The organism is Rhizobium sp. CCGE531 (assembly GCF_003627795.1).
Lineage (GTDB): Bacteria > Pseudomonadota > Alphaproteobacteria > Rhizobiales > Rhizobiaceae > Rhizobium.
The window spans coordinates 1,502,985-1,525,047 of sequence record NZ_CP032684.1; the positions used below are offsets into that span (position 1 = coordinate 1,502,985).

The 22,063-nt window shown below is 60.2% G+C and carries 20 protein-coding genes; all 20 read left to right on the forward strand.

What is annotated here, in order from left to right:
- Positions 1–11: 11 nt before the first annotated feature.
- The 20 genes from CCGE531_RS07375 to CCGE531_RS07470 all read left to right on the forward strand — a co-directional run bounded on the left by CCGE531_RS07375 (position 12) and on the right by CCGE531_RS07470 (position 22,058).
- Positions 12–614 (forward strand): NADH-quinone oxidoreductase subunit C, encoded by a 603-nt coding sequence (locus tag CCGE531_RS07375; protein ID WP_120663601.1) that lies wholly within the window; start codon positions 12–14, stop codon positions 612–614.
- Between the two features lie 67 nt (positions 615–681).
- Positions 682–1,872 (forward strand): NADH-quinone oxidoreductase subunit D, encoded by a 1,191-nt coding sequence (locus CCGE531_RS07380; RefSeq protein ID WP_120663602.1) that lies wholly within the window; start codon positions 682–684, stop codon positions 1,870–1,872.
- Positions 1,872–2,189, forward strand: a complete 318-nt coding sequence (locus tag CCGE531_RS07385) for a hypothetical protein (protein WP_120663603.1) — start codon at positions 1,872–1,874, stop codon at positions 2,187–2,189. The genes CCGE531_RS07380 and CCGE531_RS07385 overlap by 1 nt, the downstream gene beginning before the upstream one ends.
- Positions 2,190–2,204: 15 nt before the next feature.
- Complete coding sequence (locus tag CCGE531_RS07390) at positions 2,205–3,341, forward strand: NADH-quinone oxidoreductase subunit E (RefSeq protein WP_120663604.1); 1,137 nt, start codon at positions 2,205–2,207, stop codon at positions 3,339–3,341.
- A 10-nt stretch (positions 3,342–3,351) separates the two neighbouring features.
- Positions 3,352–4,656, forward strand: a complete 1,305-nt coding sequence (nuoF, locus tag CCGE531_RS07395; RefSeq protein WP_120663605.1) for an NADH-quinone oxidoreductase subunit NuoF — start codon at positions 3,352–3,354, stop codon at positions 4,654–4,656.
- A gap of 9 nt (positions 4,657–4,665) precedes the next feature.
- Complete coding sequence (locus CCGE531_RS07400; protein WP_120666589.1) at positions 4,666–5,415, forward strand: 5' DNA nuclease; 750 nt, start codon at positions 4,666–4,668, stop codon at positions 5,413–5,415.
- A 244-nt stretch (positions 5,416–5,659) separates the two neighbouring features.
- Positions 5,660–7,741 (forward strand): NADH-quinone oxidoreductase subunit NuoG, encoded by a 2,082-nt coding sequence (gene nuoG, locus CCGE531_RS07405; protein WP_120663606.1) that lies wholly within the window; start codon positions 5,660–5,662, stop codon positions 7,739–7,741.
- A 12-nt stretch (positions 7,742–7,753) separates the two neighbouring features.
- Positions 7,754–8,797, forward strand: a complete 1,044-nt coding sequence (gene nuoH / locus CCGE531_RS07410) for an NADH-quinone oxidoreductase subunit NuoH (protein ID WP_120663607.1) — start codon at positions 7,754–7,756, stop codon at positions 8,795–8,797.
- A gap of 39 nt (positions 8,798–8,836) precedes the next feature.
- A complete protein-coding gene (nuoI, locus tag CCGE531_RS07415) occupies positions 8,837–9,328 on the forward strand; it encodes an NADH-quinone oxidoreductase subunit NuoI (protein ID WP_120663608.1) in 492 nt (163 codons plus the stop codon).
- A 150-nt stretch (positions 9,329–9,478) separates the two neighbouring features.
- Positions 9,479–10,093, forward strand: a complete 615-nt coding sequence (locus CCGE531_RS07420; protein ID WP_120663609.1) for an NADH-quinone oxidoreductase subunit J — start codon at positions 9,479–9,481, stop codon at positions 10,091–10,093.
- Between the two features lie 31 nt (positions 10,094–10,124).
- Positions 10,125–10,433 carry an NADH-quinone oxidoreductase subunit NuoK gene (gene nuoK / locus CCGE531_RS07425; protein WP_034507513.1) on the forward strand — a complete coding sequence of 103 codons (309 nt, stop codon included), beginning with the start codon at positions 10,125–10,127 and terminating at the stop codon, positions 10,431–10,433.
- Between the two features lie 7 nt (positions 10,434–10,440).
- Positions 10,441–12,435 carry an NADH-quinone oxidoreductase subunit L gene (gene nuoL / locus CCGE531_RS07430; RefSeq protein ID WP_120663610.1) on the forward strand — a complete coding sequence of 665 codons (1,995 nt, stop codon included), beginning with the start codon at positions 10,441–10,443 and terminating at the stop codon, positions 12,433–12,435.
- On the forward strand, positions 12,435–13,946 hold the full coding sequence (locus tag CCGE531_RS07435) for an NADH-quinone oxidoreductase subunit M (RefSeq protein ID WP_120663611.1): 1,512 nt from the start codon (positions 12,435–12,437) through the stop codon (positions 13,944–13,946). The genes nuoL and CCGE531_RS07435 overlap by 1 nt, the downstream gene beginning before the upstream one ends.
- A gap of 18 nt (positions 13,947–13,964) precedes the next feature.
- Entirely contained in the window at positions 13,965–15,407 is a 1,443-nt protein-coding gene (nuoN, locus tag CCGE531_RS07440) for an NADH-quinone oxidoreductase subunit NuoN (RefSeq protein WP_120663612.1), read from the forward strand.
- The gene (locus CCGE531_RS07445) at positions 15,407–16,171 is read left to right on the forward strand and encodes a biotin--[acetyl-CoA-carboxylase] ligase (RefSeq protein WP_120663613.1); all 765 of its coding nucleotides are present in this window, start codon (positions 15,407–15,409) and stop codon (positions 16,169–16,171) included. Before nuoN ends, CCGE531_RS07445 begins: the two co-directional genes overlap by 1 nt.
- A gap of 14 nt (positions 16,172–16,185) precedes the next feature.
- Positions 16,186–17,859, forward strand: a complete 1,674-nt coding sequence (locus CCGE531_RS07450; RefSeq protein ID WP_120666590.1) for a ribonuclease J — start codon at positions 16,186–16,188, stop codon at positions 17,857–17,859.
- 31 nt (positions 17,860–17,890) lie between these two features.
- Positions 17,891–18,295 carry a methylmalonyl-CoA epimerase gene (gene mce / locus CCGE531_RS07455; RefSeq protein WP_120663614.1) on the forward strand — a complete coding sequence of 135 codons (405 nt, stop codon included), beginning with the start codon at positions 17,891–17,893 and terminating at the stop codon, positions 18,293–18,295.
- A 202-nt stretch (positions 18,296–18,497) separates the two neighbouring features.
- Complete coding sequence (locus CCGE531_RS07460; RefSeq protein WP_120666592.1) at positions 18,498–18,773, forward strand: DUF1467 family protein; 276 nt, start codon at positions 18,498–18,500, stop codon at positions 18,771–18,773.
- 625 nt (positions 18,774–19,398) lie between these two features.
- Complete coding sequence (gene proS / locus CCGE531_RS07465) at positions 19,399–20,721, forward strand: proline--tRNA ligase (protein WP_120663615.1); 1,323 nt, start codon at positions 19,399–19,401, stop codon at positions 20,719–20,721.
- Positions 20,722–20,747: 26 nt separating this feature from the next.
- A complete protein-coding gene (locus tag CCGE531_RS07470; protein ID WP_120663616.1) occupies positions 20,748–22,058 on the forward strand; it encodes a lipoprotein-releasing ABC transporter permease subunit in 1,311 nt (436 codons plus the stop codon).
- Positions 22,059–22,063: the final 5 nt, after the last annotated feature.

Here is a 22,063-nt window from a genome sequence, read left to right on the forward strand (position 1 = left end):
GACAAGGTATCATGAGTGAAGCCCTGAACGAGCTAGCCGCTTATCTAACGGAAGTTCGCGGTGCCCTGATCTCCTCGAGCGAGATCAGCTACGGCGAACTGAATGTGACGACGGCGGCCGAAAACGTTATCGCCCTGCTGACTTTCCTTCGTGACGACGCCAAATGCGGCTTCGTCAACATGACGGATATCTGTGGCGTCGACTGGCCGCAGCGCGCCGAGCGCTTCGATGTGGTCTACCATCTTCTGTCGCCGAAGAAGAACCTGCGCATCCGCGTCAAGGTTCCTGTCGGCGAGGACCAGCCTGTTCCCTCTGCTTGTGGCCTTTATCCCGGCGCTGACTGGTTCGAGCGCGAAACCTGGGACATGTACGGCGTTCTTTTCACCGGGCACCCGGATCTGCGCCGTATCCTGACCGACTATGGTTTCGAAGGCCACCCGCTGCGCAAGGACTTCCCGACGACCGGTTTCGTCGAGGTTCGCTACGACGATGCCGCCAAGCGCGTCGTCTATGAGCCTGTGGAACTGAAACAGGAATTCCGTAACTTCGACTTTTTGTCTCCCTGGGAAGGCACGGACTACGTGCTCCCCGGCGACGAAAAGGCGAAGGCATAATTTGAGGGCGTGTGGTGGGCTCCAGCCCGCCATTCTCTGAATATCTGACAACGCGAGCATCGCCGCCATGACAGAACATAACGTTCGCAACTTCAACATCAATTTCGGCCCGCAGCATCCGGCCGCGCACGGCGTTTTGCGTCTTGTCCTCGAATTGGACGGCGAAATTGTGGAACGCGTCGATCCCCATATCGGGCTGCTGCATCGCGGCACGGAAAAGCTGATCGAAACGAAGACCTATCTGCAGGCCGTTCCTTATTTCGATCGCCTCGACTACGTGGCGCCGATGAACCAGGAGCATGCCTATGCGCTGGCCGTCGAAAAGCTGCTCGGCATCGACATCCCGATCCGTGGCCAGCTGATCCGCGTCCTCTATTCGGAAATCGGCCGCATCCTGTCGCATCTCCTGAATGTCACCACGCAGGCCATGGACGTCGGCGCGCTGACGCCGCCGCTCTGGGGCTTCGAAGAGCGCGAAAAGCTGATGGTGTTCTACGAGCGCGCCTCCGGCTCGCGCATGCACGCCGCCTATGTTCGCCCGGGCGGCATTCACCAGGATCTTCCGGAAAAGCTCGTTCAGGATATCGGCGACTGGTGCGATCCCTTCCTGAAGGCGCTCGACGATATCGACGACCTCCTGACCGGCAACCGCATCTTCAAGCAGCGTAACGTCGATATCGGCGTGGTTTCGCTGGAAGACTGTTGGGCGTGGGGCTTCTCGGGCGTCATGGTCCGCGGCTCGGGTGCCGCCTGGGACCTGCGCAAGGCGCAGCCCTATGAGTGCTATTCCGACCTCGAATTCGATATCCCGATCGGCAAGAACGGCGACTGCTACGACCGTTACCTGATCCGGATGATCGAAATGCGTGAGTCCGTCCGCATTATGAAGCAATGCGTCAATCGCCTGCTGGGGGATGCCAAGGTCGGGCCGGTCTCTTCGCTTGACGGCAAGGTCGTGCCGCCGAAGCGCGGCGAAATGAAGCGCTCGATGGAAGCGCTGATCCACCACTTCAAGCTCTACACCGAAGGCTATCACGTGCCGGCCGGCGAGGTTTACGCGGCCGTCGAAGCGCCGAAGGGCGAGTTCGGCGTCTATCTCGTCTCCGACGGCTCCAACAAGCCTTATCGCTGCAAGATCCGCGCGCCGGGCTATGCGCATCTGCAGGCCATGGACTTCATGTGCCGCGGCCATCAGCTTGCCGACGTCGCTGCTGTGCTTGGTTCGCTCGATATCGTGTTCGGTGAGGTGGATCGCTGATGCGAGCCTGGCAGGTCGTTATTCCTGTGATCCTTGTCGCTTGCGGCGCTTCGGCGCAGCAGACCGGCAAGGCGCAGACCCTGCCGAACATCACCATGCAGGGTTCGAATGCGACAAGCACGAATTCTGCGAAAGGCGGAAATGAGGCCGCATCGGGCGGAAATTCCACGATCGCCGACCTCCTTTCCCACGGTTATCAAATCAAGGCCGCCGTACCGAACGGCGGCAAGTTTGTTGTGTTTATGCAGAAAGACCAGTCGGCCTATGCCTGCGAATTCTCGTCCCTGACGGATACGCGGTGTGGGTCCTTAAACTGAGATAAGGCGTGAAAGATGTCCGTTCGTCGACTTGCCGAAGATCAATTCCAGCCTGCCGCATTTGCCTTCAACAAGGAGAATACGGTCTGGGCTGAAAAGACGATCAAGAAATATCCCGATGGTCGCCAGCAGTCCGCGATCATCCCGCTGATGATGCGCGCACAGGAGCAGGATGGCTGGGTTACCAAGGCCGCTATCGAGATGATAGCGGATATGCTTGACATGGCCTATATCCGCGCGCTTGAGGTCGCGACCTTCTACACGCAGTTCCAGCTGCATCCGGTCGGCACGCGCGCCCACGTCCAGGTTTGCGGAACGACGCCTTGCATGCTGCGCGGCGCTGAAGGGCTGATCAAGATCTGCAAGAGCCGGATCAACGACCATGCCCTCGAGCGCAACGCCGACGGCACGCTCTCATGGGAAGAGGTCGAATGTCAGGGCGCCTGCGTCAACGCACCGATGGTGGTGATCGGCAAGGATACTTATGAGGATCTGACGCCGGCACGTCTCGAGGAGATCATCGATGCATTCGCCGCAGGCAAGGGCGGCGAAGTTTCGACCGGCCCGCAGATCGATCGCGTTTTCTCCGCCCCGGAAGGTGGTCTGACGAGTTTGCTGCCGGATGAGGCAAAGGCGAAGAGCGCTACAGGCAAGGCCAAGGCCGCCGCCGAAGCCGTTTCGATCCCGCCGTCCGAGGCAGGGCGCGCCAAGAGCACGGATGCCGAAACCAATCAGAGCCTGAAGACGCCGGCAACGGCGCCGAAGGAAGCAGCCAAGAATGCCAAGGCTGCTGAAACGCAGCCGCTTTCCGGCACCACTGCTTCCGCGGTCGTATCGGAAAAAGCCGGCAGCACGCAGAAGCCGTCGCTGACGGACAAGGATCGCCCCGCCGCTATCGAGAAGCCCCCGCAGCCCGATGATCTGCAGCTGATTTCCGGCGTCGGCCCGAAGATCGAGTCGACCCTGCATGAAATCGGCATCTTCACTTTCGCGCAGGTCGCTAGCTGGAAGAAGGCCGAACGCGAATGGGTCGATGGCTACCTGAATTTCAGGGGCCGCATCGAACGTGACGACTGGGTCAAGCAGGCTGAGGCACTCGCTAAGGGTGGCGAAGCGGAATATATCAAGGTCTTCGGCAAGAAGCCGCGGTAAGAGGTGAAGCATGTTACAGGATCAGGATCGCATCTTTACCAATATCTACGGCCTCAAGGACAAATCCCTGAAGGGCGCGATGTCGCGCGGCCATTGGGACGGCACGAAGCAAATCCTCGAAAAGGGTCGTGACTGGATCATCAACGAGATGAAGGCTTCCGGCCTTCGCGGTCGTGGCGGCGCAGGCTTCCCGACGGGTCTGAAGTGGTCCTTCATGCCGAAGGAAAGCGACGGCCGTCCGCACTATCTCGTCGTCAACGCCGACGAATCCGAGCCGGGCACTTGTAAGGACCGCGATATCATGCGTCACGATCCGCATACGCTGATCGAAGGCTGCGTGATCGCCGGTTTCGCTATGGGCGCGAACACCGCCTATATCTATGTTCGCGGTGAGTACATGCGCGAGCGCGAAGCCCTGCAGGCGGCGATCGATGAATGCTACGATGCCGGACTTCTCGGTAAAAACAATAAGTTGGGCTGGGACTATGATGTTTTTGTTCATCACGGCGCCGGCGCTTACATCTGCGGCGAGGAAACCGCGCTGCTCGAAAGCCTGGAAGGCAAGAAGGGCCAGCCGCGCCTGAAGCCGCCGTTCCCGGCCAACATGGGTCTCTATGGCTGCCCGACGACTGTCAACAACGTCGAATCCATCGCCGTTGCCCCGACGATCCTGCGCCGCGGCGCCGGCTGGTTCTCGTCCTTCGGCCGTCCGAACAATGTCGGCACGAAACTGTTCATGCTCTCCGGTCACGTCAACCGTCCTTGCACGGTCGAGGAGACGATGGGCATCACCTTCCGCGAGCTGGTCGAAAAGCATGGCGGCGGCATTCGCGGCGGCTGGGACAATTTGCTTGCCGTCATTCCCGGCGGTGCATCGTGCCCGGTCGTTCCGGCAGCCGACATTATCGATTGCCCGATGGATTTCGACGGCCTGCGCGAAGTCAAGTCGTCCTTCGGTACGGCTGCGGCAATCGTCATGGATAAGTCGACCGACATCATCAAGGCGATCGCCCGCATCTCGGCCTTCTTCAAGCACGAGAGCTGCGGCCAGTGTACGCCGTGCCGCGAAGGCACGGGCTGGATGTGGCGCGTTCTCGAGCGTATGGCACGCGGCAACGCGCAGAAGCGCGAGATCGACATGCTGTTCCAGGTGACGAAGCAGATCGAAGGCCATACCATCTGTGCGCTCGGCGACGCAGCCGCGTGGCCGGTACAGGGCCTGATCCGCAATTTCCGTCCGGAGATCGAAAAGCGCATCGACCAGTACACCGCCAACGCGATGAGCCACGGCGCGGTACTGGAAGCAGCCGAGTAAGGACCGATGATGGCGAAGACCAAGGATATTAGGCAGGGCAGCGGAGCGACCGATCATGCATCGGCCGATCTCGGCCGCGTCGCCGCCGATATGCTGCGGAATTCGCCGATCATGCCGATCCATCCGCTGATGGCGCATCCGGCGGCGGCGTTTGCCGCTGCGGCGGCCATAGGCTTCGGCGTCACATCGCAGATCGCCGGCGCGTTCTTCGGTGTGCTTCAGGGCGCGGCCGAGGCGGCAAGCAAGCGTGCCGTCGAGCCCGGCGAAGAGAATGACGCCGTTGCCGCCGCCAAGCCGGCGGCAAAGAAAGAAGGGGCAGGGGAGGTGAAGCCGGTCAAGGCATCGCCCGCTGCCAAGCCGGTCGTTTCGAAGCCCGTGGCTGCCAAGCCAAAGCCTGCGGTCGCAAAGAAGGCCGAACCGAAGCCGGTTGCTGCCGCCGTGATCGTGACTGCGCCCGCCAAGAGCAAGGCCTCTGCCAGGAGCAAGGTCGAGGTAGCGGCGCCGGTTGCCGCAAAGCCGGCGCCTGTCCGTAGCCGCAAGGCCGCGGTGAAGGTAGACGACCTCAAGCGTATTTCCGGCGTCGGTCCGAAGCTGGAGCAGGTGCTGAACGGACGCGGCATCAAGCACTTCGCCGATATCGCCGGCTGGAGCGATGCCGAAATCGAGCGGATCGATGTGGATCTCGGTTTCGACGGCCGCATCCGGCGCGACGACTGGGTCGGCCAGGCGAAGGCGCTGTTGCCGAAGGGCCGGAACTGAGAGTTTGCCTCGGCTGCATCCGGCGGCCAGGGAGGGCGAATGAACGCGGTTGAGATGATTGCGGGGATGTCCGCGATGTCTCGATCGCAAAGCTGGTCTTGCGGGGACAAGATCCGGCAAAGCTTACTGTGAGCGAACCGGTGCCATCAGGCGGTTGAGCCGTTCCGATGGCAGTCCGGTTTGCGATCATGAAATTGTCTGCGGCCAGATCGGGCTGAAGACGTGACATAGGACTGAGTGGACGATGGCTAAACTGAAGATTGACGGTAAAGAGATCGAAGTTCCGGATCACTACACGCTTATCCAGGCGTGCGAGGAAGCCGGCGCCGAAGTCCCGCGCTTCTGCTTCCATGAACGACTGTCGGTGGCCGGCAATTGCCGCATGTGCCTCGTCGAGGTGAAGGGCGGTCCGCCGAAGCCCCAGGCATCCTGCGCCATGGGCGTTCGCGATATCCGCGGCGGCCCGAACGGCGAGCTTCCGGAGGTCTTCACCAATACGCCGATGGTCAAGAAGGCCCGCGAAGGCGTGATGGAATTCCTGCTGATCAACCACCCTCTGGATTGCCCGATCTGCGACCAGGGTGGCGAATGCGACCTGCAGGACCAGGCCATGGCCTTCGGCATCGATAGTTCGCGCTATCAGGAAGACAAGCGTGCCGTCGAAGACAAGTATATCGGCCCGCTCGTCAAGACCGTGATGAACCGCTGCATTCACTGCACGCGCTGCGTTCGTTTCACGACGGAAGTCGCCGGCATCTCCGAGCTTGGCCTCATCGGCCGCGGTGAAGATGCCGAGATCACCACCTATCTCGAGCAGGCCATGACCTCCGAGCTGCAGGGCAACGTCGTCGACCTTTGCCCGGTCGGCGCCCTGACTTCGAAGCCTTTCGCCTTCACGGCCCGCCCGTGGGAACTGAACAAGACCGAATCGATCGACGTCATGGACGCGCTCGGTTCCGCCATCCGCGTCGACACGCGCGGCCGCGAAGTCATGCGCGTTCTGCCGAGGGTCAACGAGCAGATCAACGAAGAGTGGATCTCCGACAAGACGCGCTTCATCTGGGACGGCCTGAAGACGCAGCGGCTCGACAAGCCCTATATCCGCAAGGACGGCCGCCTGCAGCCGGCAAGCTGGAGCGATGCTTTCGCCGCCATCAAGTCGGCCGTTTCCGCCACCAGCGGCGACAAGATCGGCGCCATCGCCGGCGATCTTGCTTCCGTTGAGGAAATGTACGCTCTCGGCGAGCTGCTGAAATCACTGGGATCGGAGAATATCGACTGTCGCCAGGACGGGACGGCGCTTGATCCGTCGCTCGGCCGCACAAGCTACATCTTCAACCCGAGCATTCAGGGTATCGAAGCCGCCGATGCGCTGCTGATCGTCGGCGCCAATCCGCGCTTCGAGGCTGCCGTGCTGAATTCGCGCATCCGCAAGCGCTGGCGCCGCGGCAAGTTCCCGATCGGCGTGATCGGCGAAGCCGCCGACCTTCGTTACTCCTACGACTATCTCGGCGCAGGCCCGGATACGCTGGCCGATATCGTCAGCGGCTCGCATAGCTTTGCCGAAGTTCTGAAGAATGCCCAGAAGCCGATGATCATCATCGGGCAGGGAGCTCTCACCCGCGAAGACGGTGCCGAAGTGCTGGCGAATGCCGCCAAGCTCGCCACGGCCGTCGGCGTCGTCAAGGAAGACTGGAACGGCTTTGCCGTGCTGCACACGGCGGCCTCGCGCGTCGGCGGCCTCGATCTCGGCTTCGTTCCGGGCGCAAAGGGTGTCAATGCGGCTGCCATGCTGTCGTCGATGGACGTCCTCTTCCTGCTCGGCGCCGATGAGCTCGACTTCAGCCGCAAGGCCGCGAAACTGACGGTCTATATCGGCTCGCACGGCGACAGCGGCGCTCAGACCGCCGACGTCATCCTTCCGGCGGCTGCATACACCGAAAAGTCGGGCACCTGGGTCAACACCGAGGGCCGCGTCCAGATGGGCAACCGCGCCGGTTTCGCACCGGGCGACGCTCGCGAGGATTGGGCGATCATCCGCGCCCTTTCCGACGTGCTCGGCAAGAAGCTCCCCTTTGATTCGCTGAGGGAATTGCGCGCGAAGCTGTATGCAGCCTTCCCGCATTTCGCCGGCATCGACGAGATTGCCGAAGCCGATAGCGCTCAAATTGCCGCACTTGCGAAAAAAGCCGGCGCGATGGGCAAATCGGCATTTGCTTCGCCGATCAAAGACTTCTATTTGACGAACCCGATAACGCGCGCATCGGCTGTCATGGCAGAGTGCTCGGCATTGGCCCGCAACAATTTCCGCGTTGCGGCAGAGTAAGGGCAGAGGACTATGGATTCATTCGTTTCGACCTATCTCTGGCCGGCGCTGATCATGATCGGCCAGTCCCTGCTTCTCCTGGTCTGCCTGCTGGTTTTCATCGCCTACATCCTGCTTGCCGACCGCAAGATCTGGGCTGCCGTCCAGCTGCGCCGCGGCCCGAACGTCGTCGGTCCCTTCGGCCTATTCCAGTCCTTCGCCGACTTGCTCAAGTTCATGTTCAAGGAGCCGATCATCCCGGCCGGCGCCAACAAGACGGTGTTCCTGCTGGCGCCGCTTGTTTCCGTGGTGCTGGCGCTTTCCACCTGGGCCGTCGTGCCGGTGGCGCAGAACTGGGTTGTCGCCGACATCAATGTCGGCATCCTCTACATTCTGGCGATCTCGTCGCTGGAAGTTTACGGCATCATCATGGGCGGCTGGGCTTCGAACTCGAAGTATCCGTTCCTCGGCGCGCTTCGCTCGGCGGCACAGATGGTGTCCTACGAAGTCTCGATCGGCTTCGTCATCGTCACCGTACTGCTCTGCGTCGGTTCGCTGAACCTGACGGATATCGTGCTCTCGCAGCAGACCGGCCTCGGCACGAAGCTCGGCCTGCCGGCCTCGTTCCTCGATTGGCACTGGCTGTCGCTGTTCCCGATGTTCATCGTGTTCTTCATTTCGGCGCTGGCTGAAACCAACCGTCCGCCCTTCGACCTTCCGGAAGCGGAATCGGAGCTGGTTGCCGGCTTCATGGTCGAATACGGCTCCTCGCCCTACATGATGTTCATGCTCGGCGAATATGCGGCCGTCGTCCTGATGTGCTCGCTGACGACGATTCTCTTTCTCGGCGGCTGGCTGCCTCCGGTCGATATCTGGATCCTGAACTGGGTTCCGGGCATCATCTGGTTCCTGCTGAAGTCGTGCCTGGTTTTCTTCATGTTCGCGATGGTCAAGGCTTTCGTGCCGCGCTACCGCTACGACCAGCTCATGCGTCTCGGCTGGAAGGTTTTCCTGCCGCTGTCGCTCGCCATGGTCGTTATCGTTGCATTCGTGCTGAAGCTGACGGGATGGGCGTGATGATGTCTTTCCCCGCTTCTGGCAGTTTTGGAGGTTAAGATGGCCGGTTTGTCCAACGCCGTCAGCTCGCTGTTCCTCAAGGAATTTGTCGGCGCGTTCTTTTTGTCGATGCGTTACCTCTTCAAGCAGAAGGCGACGATCAACTATCCGTTCGAGAAGGGGCCGGTCAGCCCGCGCTTCCGCGGCGAACATGCGCTACGCCGCTATCCGAACGGCGAAGAGCGCTGCATCGCCTGCAAGCTCTGCGAAGCCATCTGTCCTGCCCAGGCCATCACCATCGAGGCCGGGCCGCGCCGCAACGACGGCACCCGCCGCACGGTGCGTTACGATATCGACATGGTGAAGTGCATCTATTGCGGCTTCTGCCAGGAGGCATGTCCGGTCGACGCCATCGTCGAAGGGCCGAACTTCGAATTTGCCACCGAGACCCGCGAAGAGCTTTACTTCGACAAGACGCGGCTCCTGGACAATGGCGACCGCTGGGAACGCGAAATCGCGCGCAACATCGCGATCGACTCGCCGTACCGCTGAGCGGAGTTTTGAATATGCCGTGACGGGCGGCCACGATTGTCGCCGTCGCGGTTGAATATGGATCGGGGCTTTGCCAGACTTATCGTCCGGTCGAGCTCCATCGGGCAGGGAACTCCCGGCTGCCCGGGGGAAGACGAAAAAGGCACCAACATGGGTCTGCAGGCTCTTTTTTTCTACATCTTCGCCTTTGTCGCTGTGGCGTCGGCGTTCATGGTCATCTCGGCGCGGAATCCGGTCCATTCGGTCCTGTTCCTCATCCTGGTTTTCTTCAACGCGGCCGGCCTGTTCCTGCTGATGGGGGCTGAATTCCTGGCGATGATCCTGCTGGTCGTTTATGTCGGCGCGGTGGCGGTTCTCTTCCTCTTCGTCGTCATGATGCTCGATATCGACTTCTCTGAGCTCAGGGCAGGCATTCTGGAATATGCTCCGATCGGCGCATTGATCGGCATCATCCTCGCCGCCGAGCTGATCGTCGTCGTCGGCGGCAGCGTGATTTCGCCCACTATCGCCAAGTCCGTCGCCATGCCGATACCGGCGCCGTCGACCCGGACGAATACCGCCGCCCTCGGCGACGTGCTCTATACCAACTACGTTTATTTCTTCGAGATCGCCGGCCTTGTGCTGCTGGTTGCGATGATCGGCGCAATCGTGCTGACATTGAAGCATCGCACGCACATCAAGCGCCAGAACATTTCCCAACAGGTCGCCCGCACGCCCGCGACCGCCGTCGAGGTGGTCAAGGTCAAGCCGGGGCAGGGCGTCTGAGGCGAGGCACGAAGGTCAAAGGAACAAGAATATGGTCATCGGACTTTCCCATTACCTCACGGTCAGCGCCATCCTCTTTGTGCTCGGCGTTTTCGGTATCTTTCTCAACCGCAAGAACGTCATCATCATCCTGATGTCCGTCGAGCTCATATTGCTCGCCGTCAACATCAACATGGTCGCCTTCTCGTCGTTCCTCAACGACATCGTCGGCCAGGTTTTCGCTCTGTTCATTTTGACTGTCGCCGCCGCCGAGGCTGCCATCGGTCTTGCAATTCTCGTCGTCTTCTACCGTAACCGCGGTTCCATCGCCGTCGAAGACGTCAACATGATGAAGGGCTGATACAGCTATGTTTTTATATAAGGCTATCGTCTTTCTTCCCCTGATCGGCGCGATCATAGCCGGCCTTTTCGGCCGCGCGATCGGCGCCAAGGCTTCGGAATATGTTACCACCGGCCTGATGATCGTCGCCGCGGTTCTTTCCTGGGTCGTCTTTTTCACGGTGGCTCTCGGCCATACGGACGGCGTTATCAAGGTTGAAGTGCTGCGCTGGATCCAGTCCGGCGGCATCGACGCGTCCTGGTCGTTGCGCGTCGACACGCTGACCTCGGTGATGCTGATCGTCGTGAACTCGGTCTCGACCCTGGTTCATGTCTATTCGATCGGATACATGCATCATGATCCGCATCGTCCGCGCTTCTTCGCCTATCTCTCGCTCTTCACCTTCGCCATGCTCATGCTGGTGACCTCCGACAATCTCGCCCAGATGTTCTTCGGCTGGGAAGGCGTCGGTCTGGCCTCCTATCTGCTGATCGGCTTCTGGTTCAAGAAGCCGTCCGCCTCCGCGGCGGCGATCAAGGCCTTCATCGTCAACCGCGTCGGCGACTTCGGTTTCGTGCTCGGTATTGCCGGCGTCTTCGTCCTCTTCGGCTCGATCAATTTCGATGTGATCTTCGGCAATGCGCAGAGTTTTGCCGCGGGGCAGGGCGGTCAGCCCGGTGACATCGTGCTGAACTTCTTGGGCATGCATCTTGATCGCGGCCACGCGCTGACGACTGTCTGCCTGCTGCTCTTCATGGGCGCGATGGGCAAGTCGGCGCAGTTCCTGCTGCACACCTGGCTGCCGGACGCCATGGAAGGCCCGACGCCGGTCTCCGCACTGATCCATGCCGCAACCATGGTCACCGCCGGCGTCTTCCTCGTCGCCCGCATGTCGCCGATCTTCGAATTGTCGCAGGATGCGCTGACCGTCGTCACCATCATCGGCGCGATCACGGCCTTCTTCGCCGCGACCGTCGGCCTCGTCCAGAACGACATCAAGCGCGTCATCGCCTACTCGACCTGTTCGCAGCTCGGCTACATGTTCGTCGCCCTTGGCGTCGGCGCTTACGGTGCCGCGATCTTCCATCTGTTCACCCACGCCTTCTTCAAGGCGCTGCTCTTCCTCTGCGCGGGCTCGGTCATCCATGCCGTCGACGGCGAGCAGGACATGCGTCATATGGGTGGCCTGCGCCCGCATATCCAGAAGACCTTCTGGATGATGGTTATCGGCACGCTGGCAATCACCGGCGTCGGCATCCCGCTCACACATATCGGCTTTGCCGGCTTCATCTCGAAGGATGCGATCATCCTGGCGGCCTTCGCCTCGCACAATGCAGCCGCAGGCTTCGCCTTCACGCTGCTCGTCATCGCGGCGATGTTCACCAGCTTCTATTCCTGGCGCCTGATCTTCATGACCTTCTTCGGCAAGCCCCGCGCTTCGCACGAGGTCATGCACCACGTGCATGAATCGCCGAATGTCATGCTGATCCCGCTCTACCTGCTGGCGATCGGCGCCGTCTTCGCCGGCATGTATTTCAACGCCGATTTCGTTGGTCATGCCTATGAGGAATTCTGGAAGCATGCGCTGTTCACGCTCCCGGACAACAAGATCCTCGAAGAGATGGAACATGCGCCTCTGTGGGTTGAGCTCAGCCCCTTCATCGCCATGCTCCTCGGCCTCGTCACCGCCTGGTATTTCTACATCCAGTCGCCGGAAACGCCGCGCCGGCTCGCCCAGCAGCAGCGCGTGCTCTACGAGTTCCTCTTGAACAAGTGGTATTTCGACGAGCTTTATGACTTCCTCTTCGTCCGCTCCGCCAAGGCACTTGGCCGCTTCCTCTGGAAGAAGGGCGACATCGGGGTCATCGACACCATCGGCCCGAACGGCATCGCCGCCCGCGTCGTCGATGTCACCAACCGCGTCGTGCGCCTGCAGACCGGCTACCTCTATCACTATGCCTTCGCGATGCTGCTCGGCATTGCCGCCCTCGTTACCTGGATGATGCTCGGGAGTTCCCTCTGATGACCGATTGGCCTATTCTTTCAACGGTCACGTTTCTGCCGCTGGTCGGTGTCCTTCTCCTGCTGTTCACGCAGGAGAACGGGACCAACGGCCGCCGGAATGTCCTGAACATCTCGCTGGCGACGACCATCGTCACCTTCATCGTGTCGCTGTTCGTCTGGATCTGGTTCGACAATGCCAATCCGGGCTTCCAGCTGATCGAAAAGCGTGAGTGGCTGACCGGTGGCATCAGCTATCACATGGGCGTCGACGGCATCTCCATGCTGTTCGTCATCCTCTCGACCTTCCTGATGCCTTTCTGCGTGCTCGCAAGCTGGCTCTCGGTCGAGAAGCGGCTGAAGGACTACATGATCGCCTTCCTCGTCCTCGAGACGATGATGGTCGGCGTGTTCACGTCGCTCGATATCGTGCTGTTCTACGTCTTCTTCGAAGCCGGCCTCATTCCGATGTTCCTGATCATCGGCGTCTGGGGCGGCAAGGATCGCGTCTACGCCAGCTACAAGTTCTTCCTCTACACGCTGCTCGGCTCGGTGCTGATGCTGCTCGCCATCATGGCGATGTATTGGCAGGCCGGGACGACCGACATCCCGACGCTGCTGCAGTACAAGTTTCCGCCGCAGATGCAGACCTGGCTGTGGCTCGCCTTCTTCGCTTCCTTCGCGGTGAAGATGCCGATGTGGCCGGTTCACACCTGGCTTCCCGACGCACACGTTCAGGCGCCGACGGCCGGCTCGGTCATCCTGGCAGGCATCCTCCTGAAGCTCGGCGGCTACGGTCTCATCCGCTTCTCGCTCGGCATGTTCCCGAACGCTTCTGAATATTTCGCGCCGCTCGTCTTCGCGCTTTCGGTCATCGCCATCATCTACACTTCTCTGGTCGCGATGATGCAGGACGATATCAAGAAACTGATCGCCTATTCGTCCGTCGCTCACATGGGCTATGTAACCATGGGCATCTTTGCGGCCAACCAGCAGGGCGTACAGGGAGCGATCTTCCAGATGCTCTCGCACGGCATCGTCTCGGGCGCGCTCTTCCTCTGCGTCGGCGTGATCTATGACCGCACCCATACCCGCGAGATCACGGCCTATGGCGGCCTGGTCAATAATATGCCGAAATATGCCGTCGCCATGATGGTCTTCACCATGGCCAATGTCGGCCTGCCCGGCACCTCCGGCTTCATCGGCGAATTCCTGACCCTGATTGGCGTCTTCCGCGCCAATACCTGGGTTGCGCTCTTTGCCGCGACGGGCGTGATCCTGTCGGCAGCCTATGCGCTCTGGCTTTATCGCCGCGTTATTTTCGGCGCGCTGGAGAAGGAAAACCTGAAGAAGCTTCTGGATCTGTCGCCGCGTGAACAGCTGATCCTCTATCCGCTGATCGCGCTCACGATCTTCTTCGGCGTCTATCCGGCTCCGATCTTCGATGCCACGGCCGCTTCGGTGGATCTGCTGGTGAACAATTATACCGCTGCCCTGCACGCTGCGCAGAATGTTGCGCTGTCGATGAATTGATGACGGGACCTATTCGACATGACTGCTGACACAATTCTTGCAAGCCTGCATCTTTCCATTCCGGAGCTCATCCTCGCGGTCGGTGCGCTTGCGTTGCTCATGATCGGTGTGTTCTCGGGCGAGCGGTCGGGACCCACGGTCACCGGTCTTGCCATCGCGCTTCTTGCGGTAGCCGGTCTCTGGATCATCTTCGTCCCGGGTGAGGGGCTTGCCTATGGCGGCGCCTATCTCGCCGACGGCTTCTCCCGCTTCATGAAGATCGTCGCCCTGGTCGGCTCGATCGTCGCCATGTTCATGAGCATGGGCCAGGCGCGCGAGCAGCAGCTCGATCGCTTCGAATTCCCGGTGCTCTTGCTGCTGGCGACCCTCGGCATCCTGCTGATGATCTCGGCGCATGACCTGATCTCGCTCTATTTGTCGCTGGAACTGCAGTCGCTGGCCCTCTACGTCGTCGCCGCCATCAACCGCGACAGCGTCAAATCGACCGAAGCCGGCCTGAAGTACTTCGTCCTCGGGGCACTGTCCTCCGGCATGCTGCTCTACGGCATGTCGCTGGTCTATGGCTTCACCGGCCACACGACCTTCGACGCCATCGCGACGGCGCTCAGCGCCGAGACCCGCTCGCTCGGCCTCGTCTTCGGTCTGGTCTTCGTGCTTGCTGGTCTGGCATTCAAGATCTCCGCCGTGCCGTTCCACATGTGGACGCCCGATGTCTACGAAGGTGCTCCGACCCCGGTCACCGCCTTCTTTGCGGGTGCGCCGAAGGTTGCAGCCATGGCGATCCTGACCCGTATCGTCGTCACGGCCTTCCATCCGGTGCTGGCCGACTGGCAGCAGATCATCGTGTTCATCTCGATCGCCTCGATGCTGCTCGGCGCCTTCGCCGCAATCGGTCAGCGCAACTTCAAGCGACTGATGGCCTATTCGTCGATCGGTCACATGGGCTATGCGCTTGTCGGCCTGGCCGCCGGCACCAAGACCGGCGTCTCCGGCGTCATGCTCTACATGGTCATCTACATGGTCATGACGCTCGGCTCCTTCGCCATCATCATGGCGATGCGCCGCAAGGATGGCCGTCAGGTCGAGAACATCGACGATCTCGCCGGCCTGTCCGCGACCAACCCCTTCATGGCTGTCGTGCTGACGGCGCTGATGTTCTCGCTGGCCGGCATTCCGCCGCTCGCGGGCTTCTTCGGAAAGTACTTCGTCTTCGTCGCGGCCATCCAGGCGCATCTCTATGCGCTCGCCATCATCGGCGTATTGGCCTCCGTCGTCGGCGCCTACTACTATCTGCGCGTCATCAAGGTGATGTGGTTCGATGAGGCCACGGACGAGTTCACGCGCACGGCTGGTTCGCTGCGCCTCGTCTTCGGTCTTTCCGGCCTGTTCGTCATCACCTATGTCCTCTTCGGCGGCGTAATCGGCGGTGCTGCCGATCTGGCCGCTGCGACGCTGTTTTGATGGCGTCTGACATGAATAGCCGGAAGTCGCTCGCTGACTTCCGGCATGATGCCCTTCAAGAGACTTCGTCCACGAACAGCGTGTGCCTCGAACGTGCACGCGCGGGCGACCTCGGAAACCTTTGGGTGACCGCCGAGCGCCAGACGGGCGGCCGCGGCCGCCGCGGGCGCCCCTGGGTGTCGGAAGCCGGCAATCTCTACGCATCTCTCCTCTTGATCGATCCCGCTCCCATGGACCGCCTCGGCTCCCTGCCGCTTGCGGTCGCGGTCGCCGTACATCAGGCTGTTCGTGGCGTGCTGCCGCTTGCCGCCGAGCCGGCCGAGATCAAGTGGCCGAACGATATCCTGATCGGCCGCAAGAAGACCTGCGGCATTCTGATCGAAGGCGAAGCCTTGCCCGACGGTCGTTATGCACTCGTCATCGGCATCGGCATCAATATCGCGGTGATGCTCGACAATCCGATGTATCCAGTCACCTGCCTCAGACAGCAAGGCTCGATGGTTTCGCCGGACGAGTTGTTTGCACATCTTTACGCTGCCATGTCCGAAGCGCTCGATGTCTGGAATCGCGGCAAGGGCATTCGGGAGATCACCGCGCGCTGGCGCGAATTCGCATGCGGTATCGGTGAAAAGATCACGGTGAACTTGCCGGATCGCTCGATTTCGGGCCATTTCTCCGGAATCGATGATAATGGCCTGTTGCTGCTCGAGACCGAGGACGGCAGGATCATGCCGATCGCTGCGGGCGATGTTTTCTTTAGATAATGGTTGAGGATCAGATGGCGAAGCAAGACGAACTGGTGTTTCTGCCCCTCGGCGGCGTCGGCGAGATCGGCATGAATCTCGCCCTCTACGGCTACGGCCCGGCGGAGCAGCGCCAGTGGATCATGGTCGATTGCGGCGTGACGTTCCCGGGGCCGGATCTCCCGGGCGTCGATCTCGTTCTGCCGGATATCCGTTTCCTCGCCAAGGAACGCAAGAACCTCAAGGGCATCATCATTACCCATGCACATGAGGATCACTATGGCGCGCTGAACGATCTCTGGCCGGGCCTGAATGTTCCGATCTATGCATCCCCCTTTACCGCCGGCCTTCTCGAGGCCAAGCGCGACTATGAGAAGTCGATGGGCGAGATCCCGGTGACGCTCTTCAAGGCCGGCGATCGCATCAATGTCGGCCCCTTCGAGATCGAGGGCGTGGCCGTCAACCACTCGATTCCCGAGCCGATGTCGCTGATGATCCGCACGCCGCTCGGCAATGTCGTTCATACGGGTGATTGGAAAATCGATCACGAGCCGTCGCTCGGGCCGCTGACCGACGAGACCCGTTTCCGCCAGCTCGGCGACGAGGGCGTGCTGGCCCTGATGTGTGATTCCACTAACGCACTGCGGGATGGCGTTTCGCCCTCGGAAAAGGATGTTTCCGAAAGCCTGCGCAAGATCATCGAAGATGCCGAGGGAAGGGTAGCGATCACCACCTTCTCGTCGAATGTCGGTCGTATCCGCACCGTTGCCGAGGCCGCCGAAGCGGCCGGTCGCGAAGTGCTGCTGCTCGGCAGTTCGCTGAAGCGTGTCGTCGATGTCGCCCGCGATATCGGCATCATGGAAGGCATCAAGCCCTTCATCGCCGAAGACGAATATGGCTATATCCCGCGCGACAAGGTCGTGGTGATCCTGACCGGCAGCCAGGGCGAGCCGCGCGCCGCTCTTGCCAAGCTTTCTCGCGACGAGATGCGCAATGTCGCATTGGCATCAGGCGATATCGTCGTCTTTTCCTCGCGCGCCATTCCCGGCAATGAAAAGGCCATCCAGGACATCAAGAACGGCCTGATCGAGCAGGGCGTGCATGTCGTGACGGATGCGGAAGCGCTTGTGCATGTCTCCGGCCACCCCAGGCGCAACGAATTGCAGAAGATGTATGAGTGGACGCGTCCGAAGGTCGTCATCCCCGTGCATGGCGAAGCGACACATCTGACCGCCCACAAGGAACTGGCCGAACAGAGCGGCATTGCCACCGTGCCGCGCGTGCGCAATGGCGATGTTGTGCGCCTTGCGCCCGGTCCTGTCGAAGTCATCGGCGAGGCACCGCATGGGCGTATCTTCAAGGACGGCATCCTGATCGGCGATTTCGACGAGATGGGCATCGGCGAGCGCAAGAAGCTTTCCTATGTCGGCCATGTCGCGGTCAACGTCGTGCTCGATGCCCGTTATGACATCGTCGGCGATCCGGATGTCGTGCCGATCGGCCTGCCGTCCTATGATGACGAAGGCGAGGAGATGGAAGATACGCTCTTCGACGCCATCGTCAGTGCCATCGAGAGCATTCCCCGTGCCCGCCGCAAGGATATGAATATGCTCCAGGAGGCCACTCGCCGTGCCGTGCGCGCCGCTGCCAACCAGGGCTGGGGCAAGAAGCCCCTCGTAACGGTGTTTGTCACGCGTACCGGCGGCTGAGCATCGCGGTCTGATCGGGGAGGAGGGATCCATGCTTGGACGCATCAATCATGTGGCGCTCGCCGTTCCGGATATAGAAAAGGCCTCCAAGGTCTATCGCGACACGCTGGGCGCCACGGTGTCCGCGCCGCAGGCGCTGCCCGAACACGGAGTGACCGTCGTTTTCGTCGAATTGCCGAATGGCAAGGTCGAATTGCTGGAACCGCTGGGCGAGGCCTCGCCGATCGCCGCATTTCTTGCGAAGAACCCCGATGGCGGCATGCATCACATCTGCTATGAGGTTGCCGACATCATTGCCGCGCGCGATCATCTGGTCGCCGCCGGCGCGCGCGTGCTGGGAAATGGCGAGCCCAAAATCGGCGCGCATGGCAACCCCGTACTCTTCCTGCACCCCAAGGATTTCTTCGGCACCCTGATCGAGCTTGAGCAAATGTGACATTACAGCGCCGCGCGTCGGATATGACGCGCTCAGGATGCTGTAACACATTAAATTTGCTGTATAATCTTATCCCCAAACAGATTCCGGCCTGAGGAACCATGCGATAAAACGCTGATCGGCGCTTTGAAAGACGATTGCTTTGCCCCTATAAGCAGCTCGGAAGAGGAAGAGACGAGCAACGCGTCTCGAAGGGAGCATGATGGCCCAGCAGATCATCGCCAGTTTCGCCATTTATTTCGTCATCTGGTGGATTACGCTTTTCGCCGTCCTGCCGTTCGGCCTGCGCACACAGGCCGAGGACGAACATGTGGTTCTCGGTACTGTCGAAAGCGCCCCGACGAAGTTTCGAGCCTGGCGGGTAGTTCTCGTCACGACGCTGGTGTCGGCTCTCATCTATGGCGCCTGGTATGTCGCCTCGCATTACTTCGGGCTGAGTATAGATTCCATTCCCCAGATCGTTCCAAGCTATAAGTGATCTATAGAAATAGTAGTGTAAAAGCTGCGCCAGGCCGCGTGCCCCGTAATCGCCATCAATCTGTCACACGCCTGTCATGTGGGTGGAGCAAAGAATCTCAAGTCCGCCTGTCGTATTTTGGCTGAAGGGCTGGGAAGGCTTTCTCGCTAGAAGGGCCTGATGGGTAGAAGATCGGGCTGAGAAAGCAAAAAAAAACAAGGCTATAAGCCTTGTTTTAAAGTATCGCGTGATCCTTATCCGTTGCCGGGGCAGCGAGCGAACGCGCCTAAGATCTGATCCTCCCAAGACTTGACCGCGAAACGGCAAGAATTTAGCCTTCTTGCCTCTTTTGTGAGCTAAAATTAGCTCAAACATTGAGCTTTGTCATCCTTTTTTTTGCTTTTTTGCTACAGTCGCGCAGAATTTTTCTGTTGACGGATTTCCGTCGTAAATCCTTATAAACATGCGCTTATTCGAAACATCGGAAATAGGCTGTATCGCCTGTATTTCCGGGCGTTTGCCAAATTCTTCTATTACAGAATGCGGGTTTCCTTCCAGCGTCGAAGCAGTTATGAACTGCCTCCAGTACATAATTTGCTAACGATTCCGCGGAGAGCGGAACGTCAAACCATCTGGAACAAGCGTCATGCGTCTGTCTCGTTACTTCATGCCCATTCTGAAGGAAAATCCTAAGGAGGCTGAAATTGTTTCCCATCGGCTCATGCTGCGCACCGGCATGATCCGTCAGCAGTCGCAGGGCATCTATTCCTGGCTGCCATTGGGCAAGCGCGTGCTCGACAAGGTCAACAAGATCATCCGCGAGGAGCAGAACCGTGCCGGCGCCATCGAGCTCTCGATGCCGACGCTGCAGTCCGCCGAGCTTTGGCAGGAAAGCGGCCGCTACGACGCTTACGGCAAGGAGATGCTGCGCATCAAGGACCGGCAGGACCGACCGATGCTCTACGGCCCGACCAACGAGGAGATGATCACCGACATCTTCCGGTCCTACGTCAAGTCCTACAAGGACCTGCCGCTGAACCTCTATCATATCCAGCTGAAGTTCCGCGATGAAATCCGCCCGCGTTTCGGCACGATGCGCTCGCGCGAATTCATGATGAAGGATGCCTATTCTTTCGATCTGACGCAGGAAGGCGCTGTGATTGCCTACAACAAGATGTTCACGGCATATCTGCGTACCTTCGATCGCCTCGGTCTCAGGGCGATCCCGATGCGCGCCGATACCGGTCCGATCGGCGGCAATCTCAGCCACGAATTCATCATTCTCGCCGATACCGGCGAGTCCGAAGTCTTCTGCCACAAGGATTTCGTCAATTTTGACATTCCCGGCGAAGATACGAATTTCGATGATGTTGCCGGCCTCAAGGGCATCTTCGACAAGTGGACCTCGCTTTATGCGGCCACCTCCGAAATGCACGACGAAGCCGCCTTCAATGCTATTCCGGAAGGCGAGCGCCTCTCCGCGCGCGGTATCGAGGTCGGTCACATCTTCTATTTCGGCACGAAATACTCCGAGCCGATGGGCGCCAAGGTGCAGGGTCCGGACGGCAAGGAACATCCTGTCCACATGGGATCTTACGGTATCGGCCCGACCCGCCTTGTTCCCGCCATCATCGAAGCATCGCATGATGAGAACGGAATCATCTGGCCGGATTCGGTCGCGCCGTTTGATGTCGTGGTGATCAATATGAAGGCCGGCGATCAGGCTTGTGATGACGCTTGTGAAACGGTCTATGCCGCGCTGTCGAAGGCCGGCAGTGACGTGCTCTACGACGATCGTGACGAGCGCGCCGGAACGAAGTTCGCGACCGCCGATCTGATCGGCGTGCCGGTACAGATCATCGTCGGCCCGCGTTCGATCGCGAGCGGCGAAGTAGAAGTGAAGGACCGCAAGACCGGCGCTCGCGAGACGATGACGGTCGAGGCGGCGATCAAGCGGCTGGCCGGCTGATCGGCGATAGATAGGATGGAAGGCGAATGGCGGTGAGTGCGGCAGTGGAACAGCAGGAAAATTCGTTCAAGGCCGGCCCATCGTCTCGTCCGTTTTCCGGATTCGAACGGCTTGTCGCCTGGCGCTATCTTCGCTCCCGGCGCAAGGAGGCTTCGATTTCGGTCATTGCCGGCTTCTCGCTGATCGGCATCATGCTGGGCGTCGCGGCGCTGATCATCGTCATGGCCGTCATGAACGGTTTCCGCGCCGAACTCTTCAAGCAGATCCTCGGCTTCAACGGTCATGTCGTTGTACAGCCTATCGATTCGCCGCTGAATGATTATGCCGAGCTGGCAAAGAAGTTTGCTGCCGTCTCCGGCGTCACCATGGCCTTGCCGTTGGTCGAGGGCGAGACGCTTGCCTCCGGCCGCGGTGGCTCAGGCACCGGCGCCCTGGTGCGCGGTATCCGCGCGGAGGATCTGACGAAGCTCAAAACCGTTTCGGATCACATCGTTTCCGGTGACATGGTCGGCTTCGCGTCGGGGCAGGGCGTGCTGATCGGCAGCCGTCTCGCGCGGCAATTGGGCCTGACGGTCGGCGATCAGATTACGTTGACGGCGCCGGACGGCGATGTCACACCCTTCGGCGTCAATCCGCGCGTCAAGGCATACACGATCGCGGGTCTCTTCGAAGTCGGCATGTCGGAATATGATTCCTCCGTCGTCTTCATGCCGCTGGAGGAAGCACAGGTCTTCTTCAACGCCGAAGGCATCGTCGAGAAAATCGAACTTTTCATCACCAATCCGGACGATGTAGACGAGCTGAGGCCGAAGATCGAGGAAGCAGCTGGGCGTCAGATCTTCCTGACCGACTGGCGGCAGGTCAACGCCACCTTCTTCTCGGCTTTGCAGGTCGAGCGCAACACCATGTTCATGATCCTGACGCTGATCGTCCTCGTCGCCGCCTTGAACATCATCTCCGGCCTGATCATGCTGGTGAAGGATAAGGGCAGCGATATCGCCATCCTGCGCACCATGGGCGCGACGTCAGGCGCTATCATGCGCATCTTTTTCATGACGGGTGCGGCCATCGGCGTCGTCGGCACGCTTGCGGGTGTGATCCTCGGCGTCGTCGTCTGCTTGAACATCGAGTCCATCCGTCAGTTCTTCTCCTGGATTTCGGGCACCGTGATCTTCAATCCGGAAGTCTATTTCCTCAGCAAATTGCCGGCCCAGATGAATCTCGGCGAGACCGTCTCCGTCGTCGTGATGGCGCTGACACTTTCCTTCCTTGCTACGATCTTTCCGGCCTGGCGTGCCTCGCGGCTCGATCCGGTGCAGGCGCTGCGCTACGAATAAGGAAT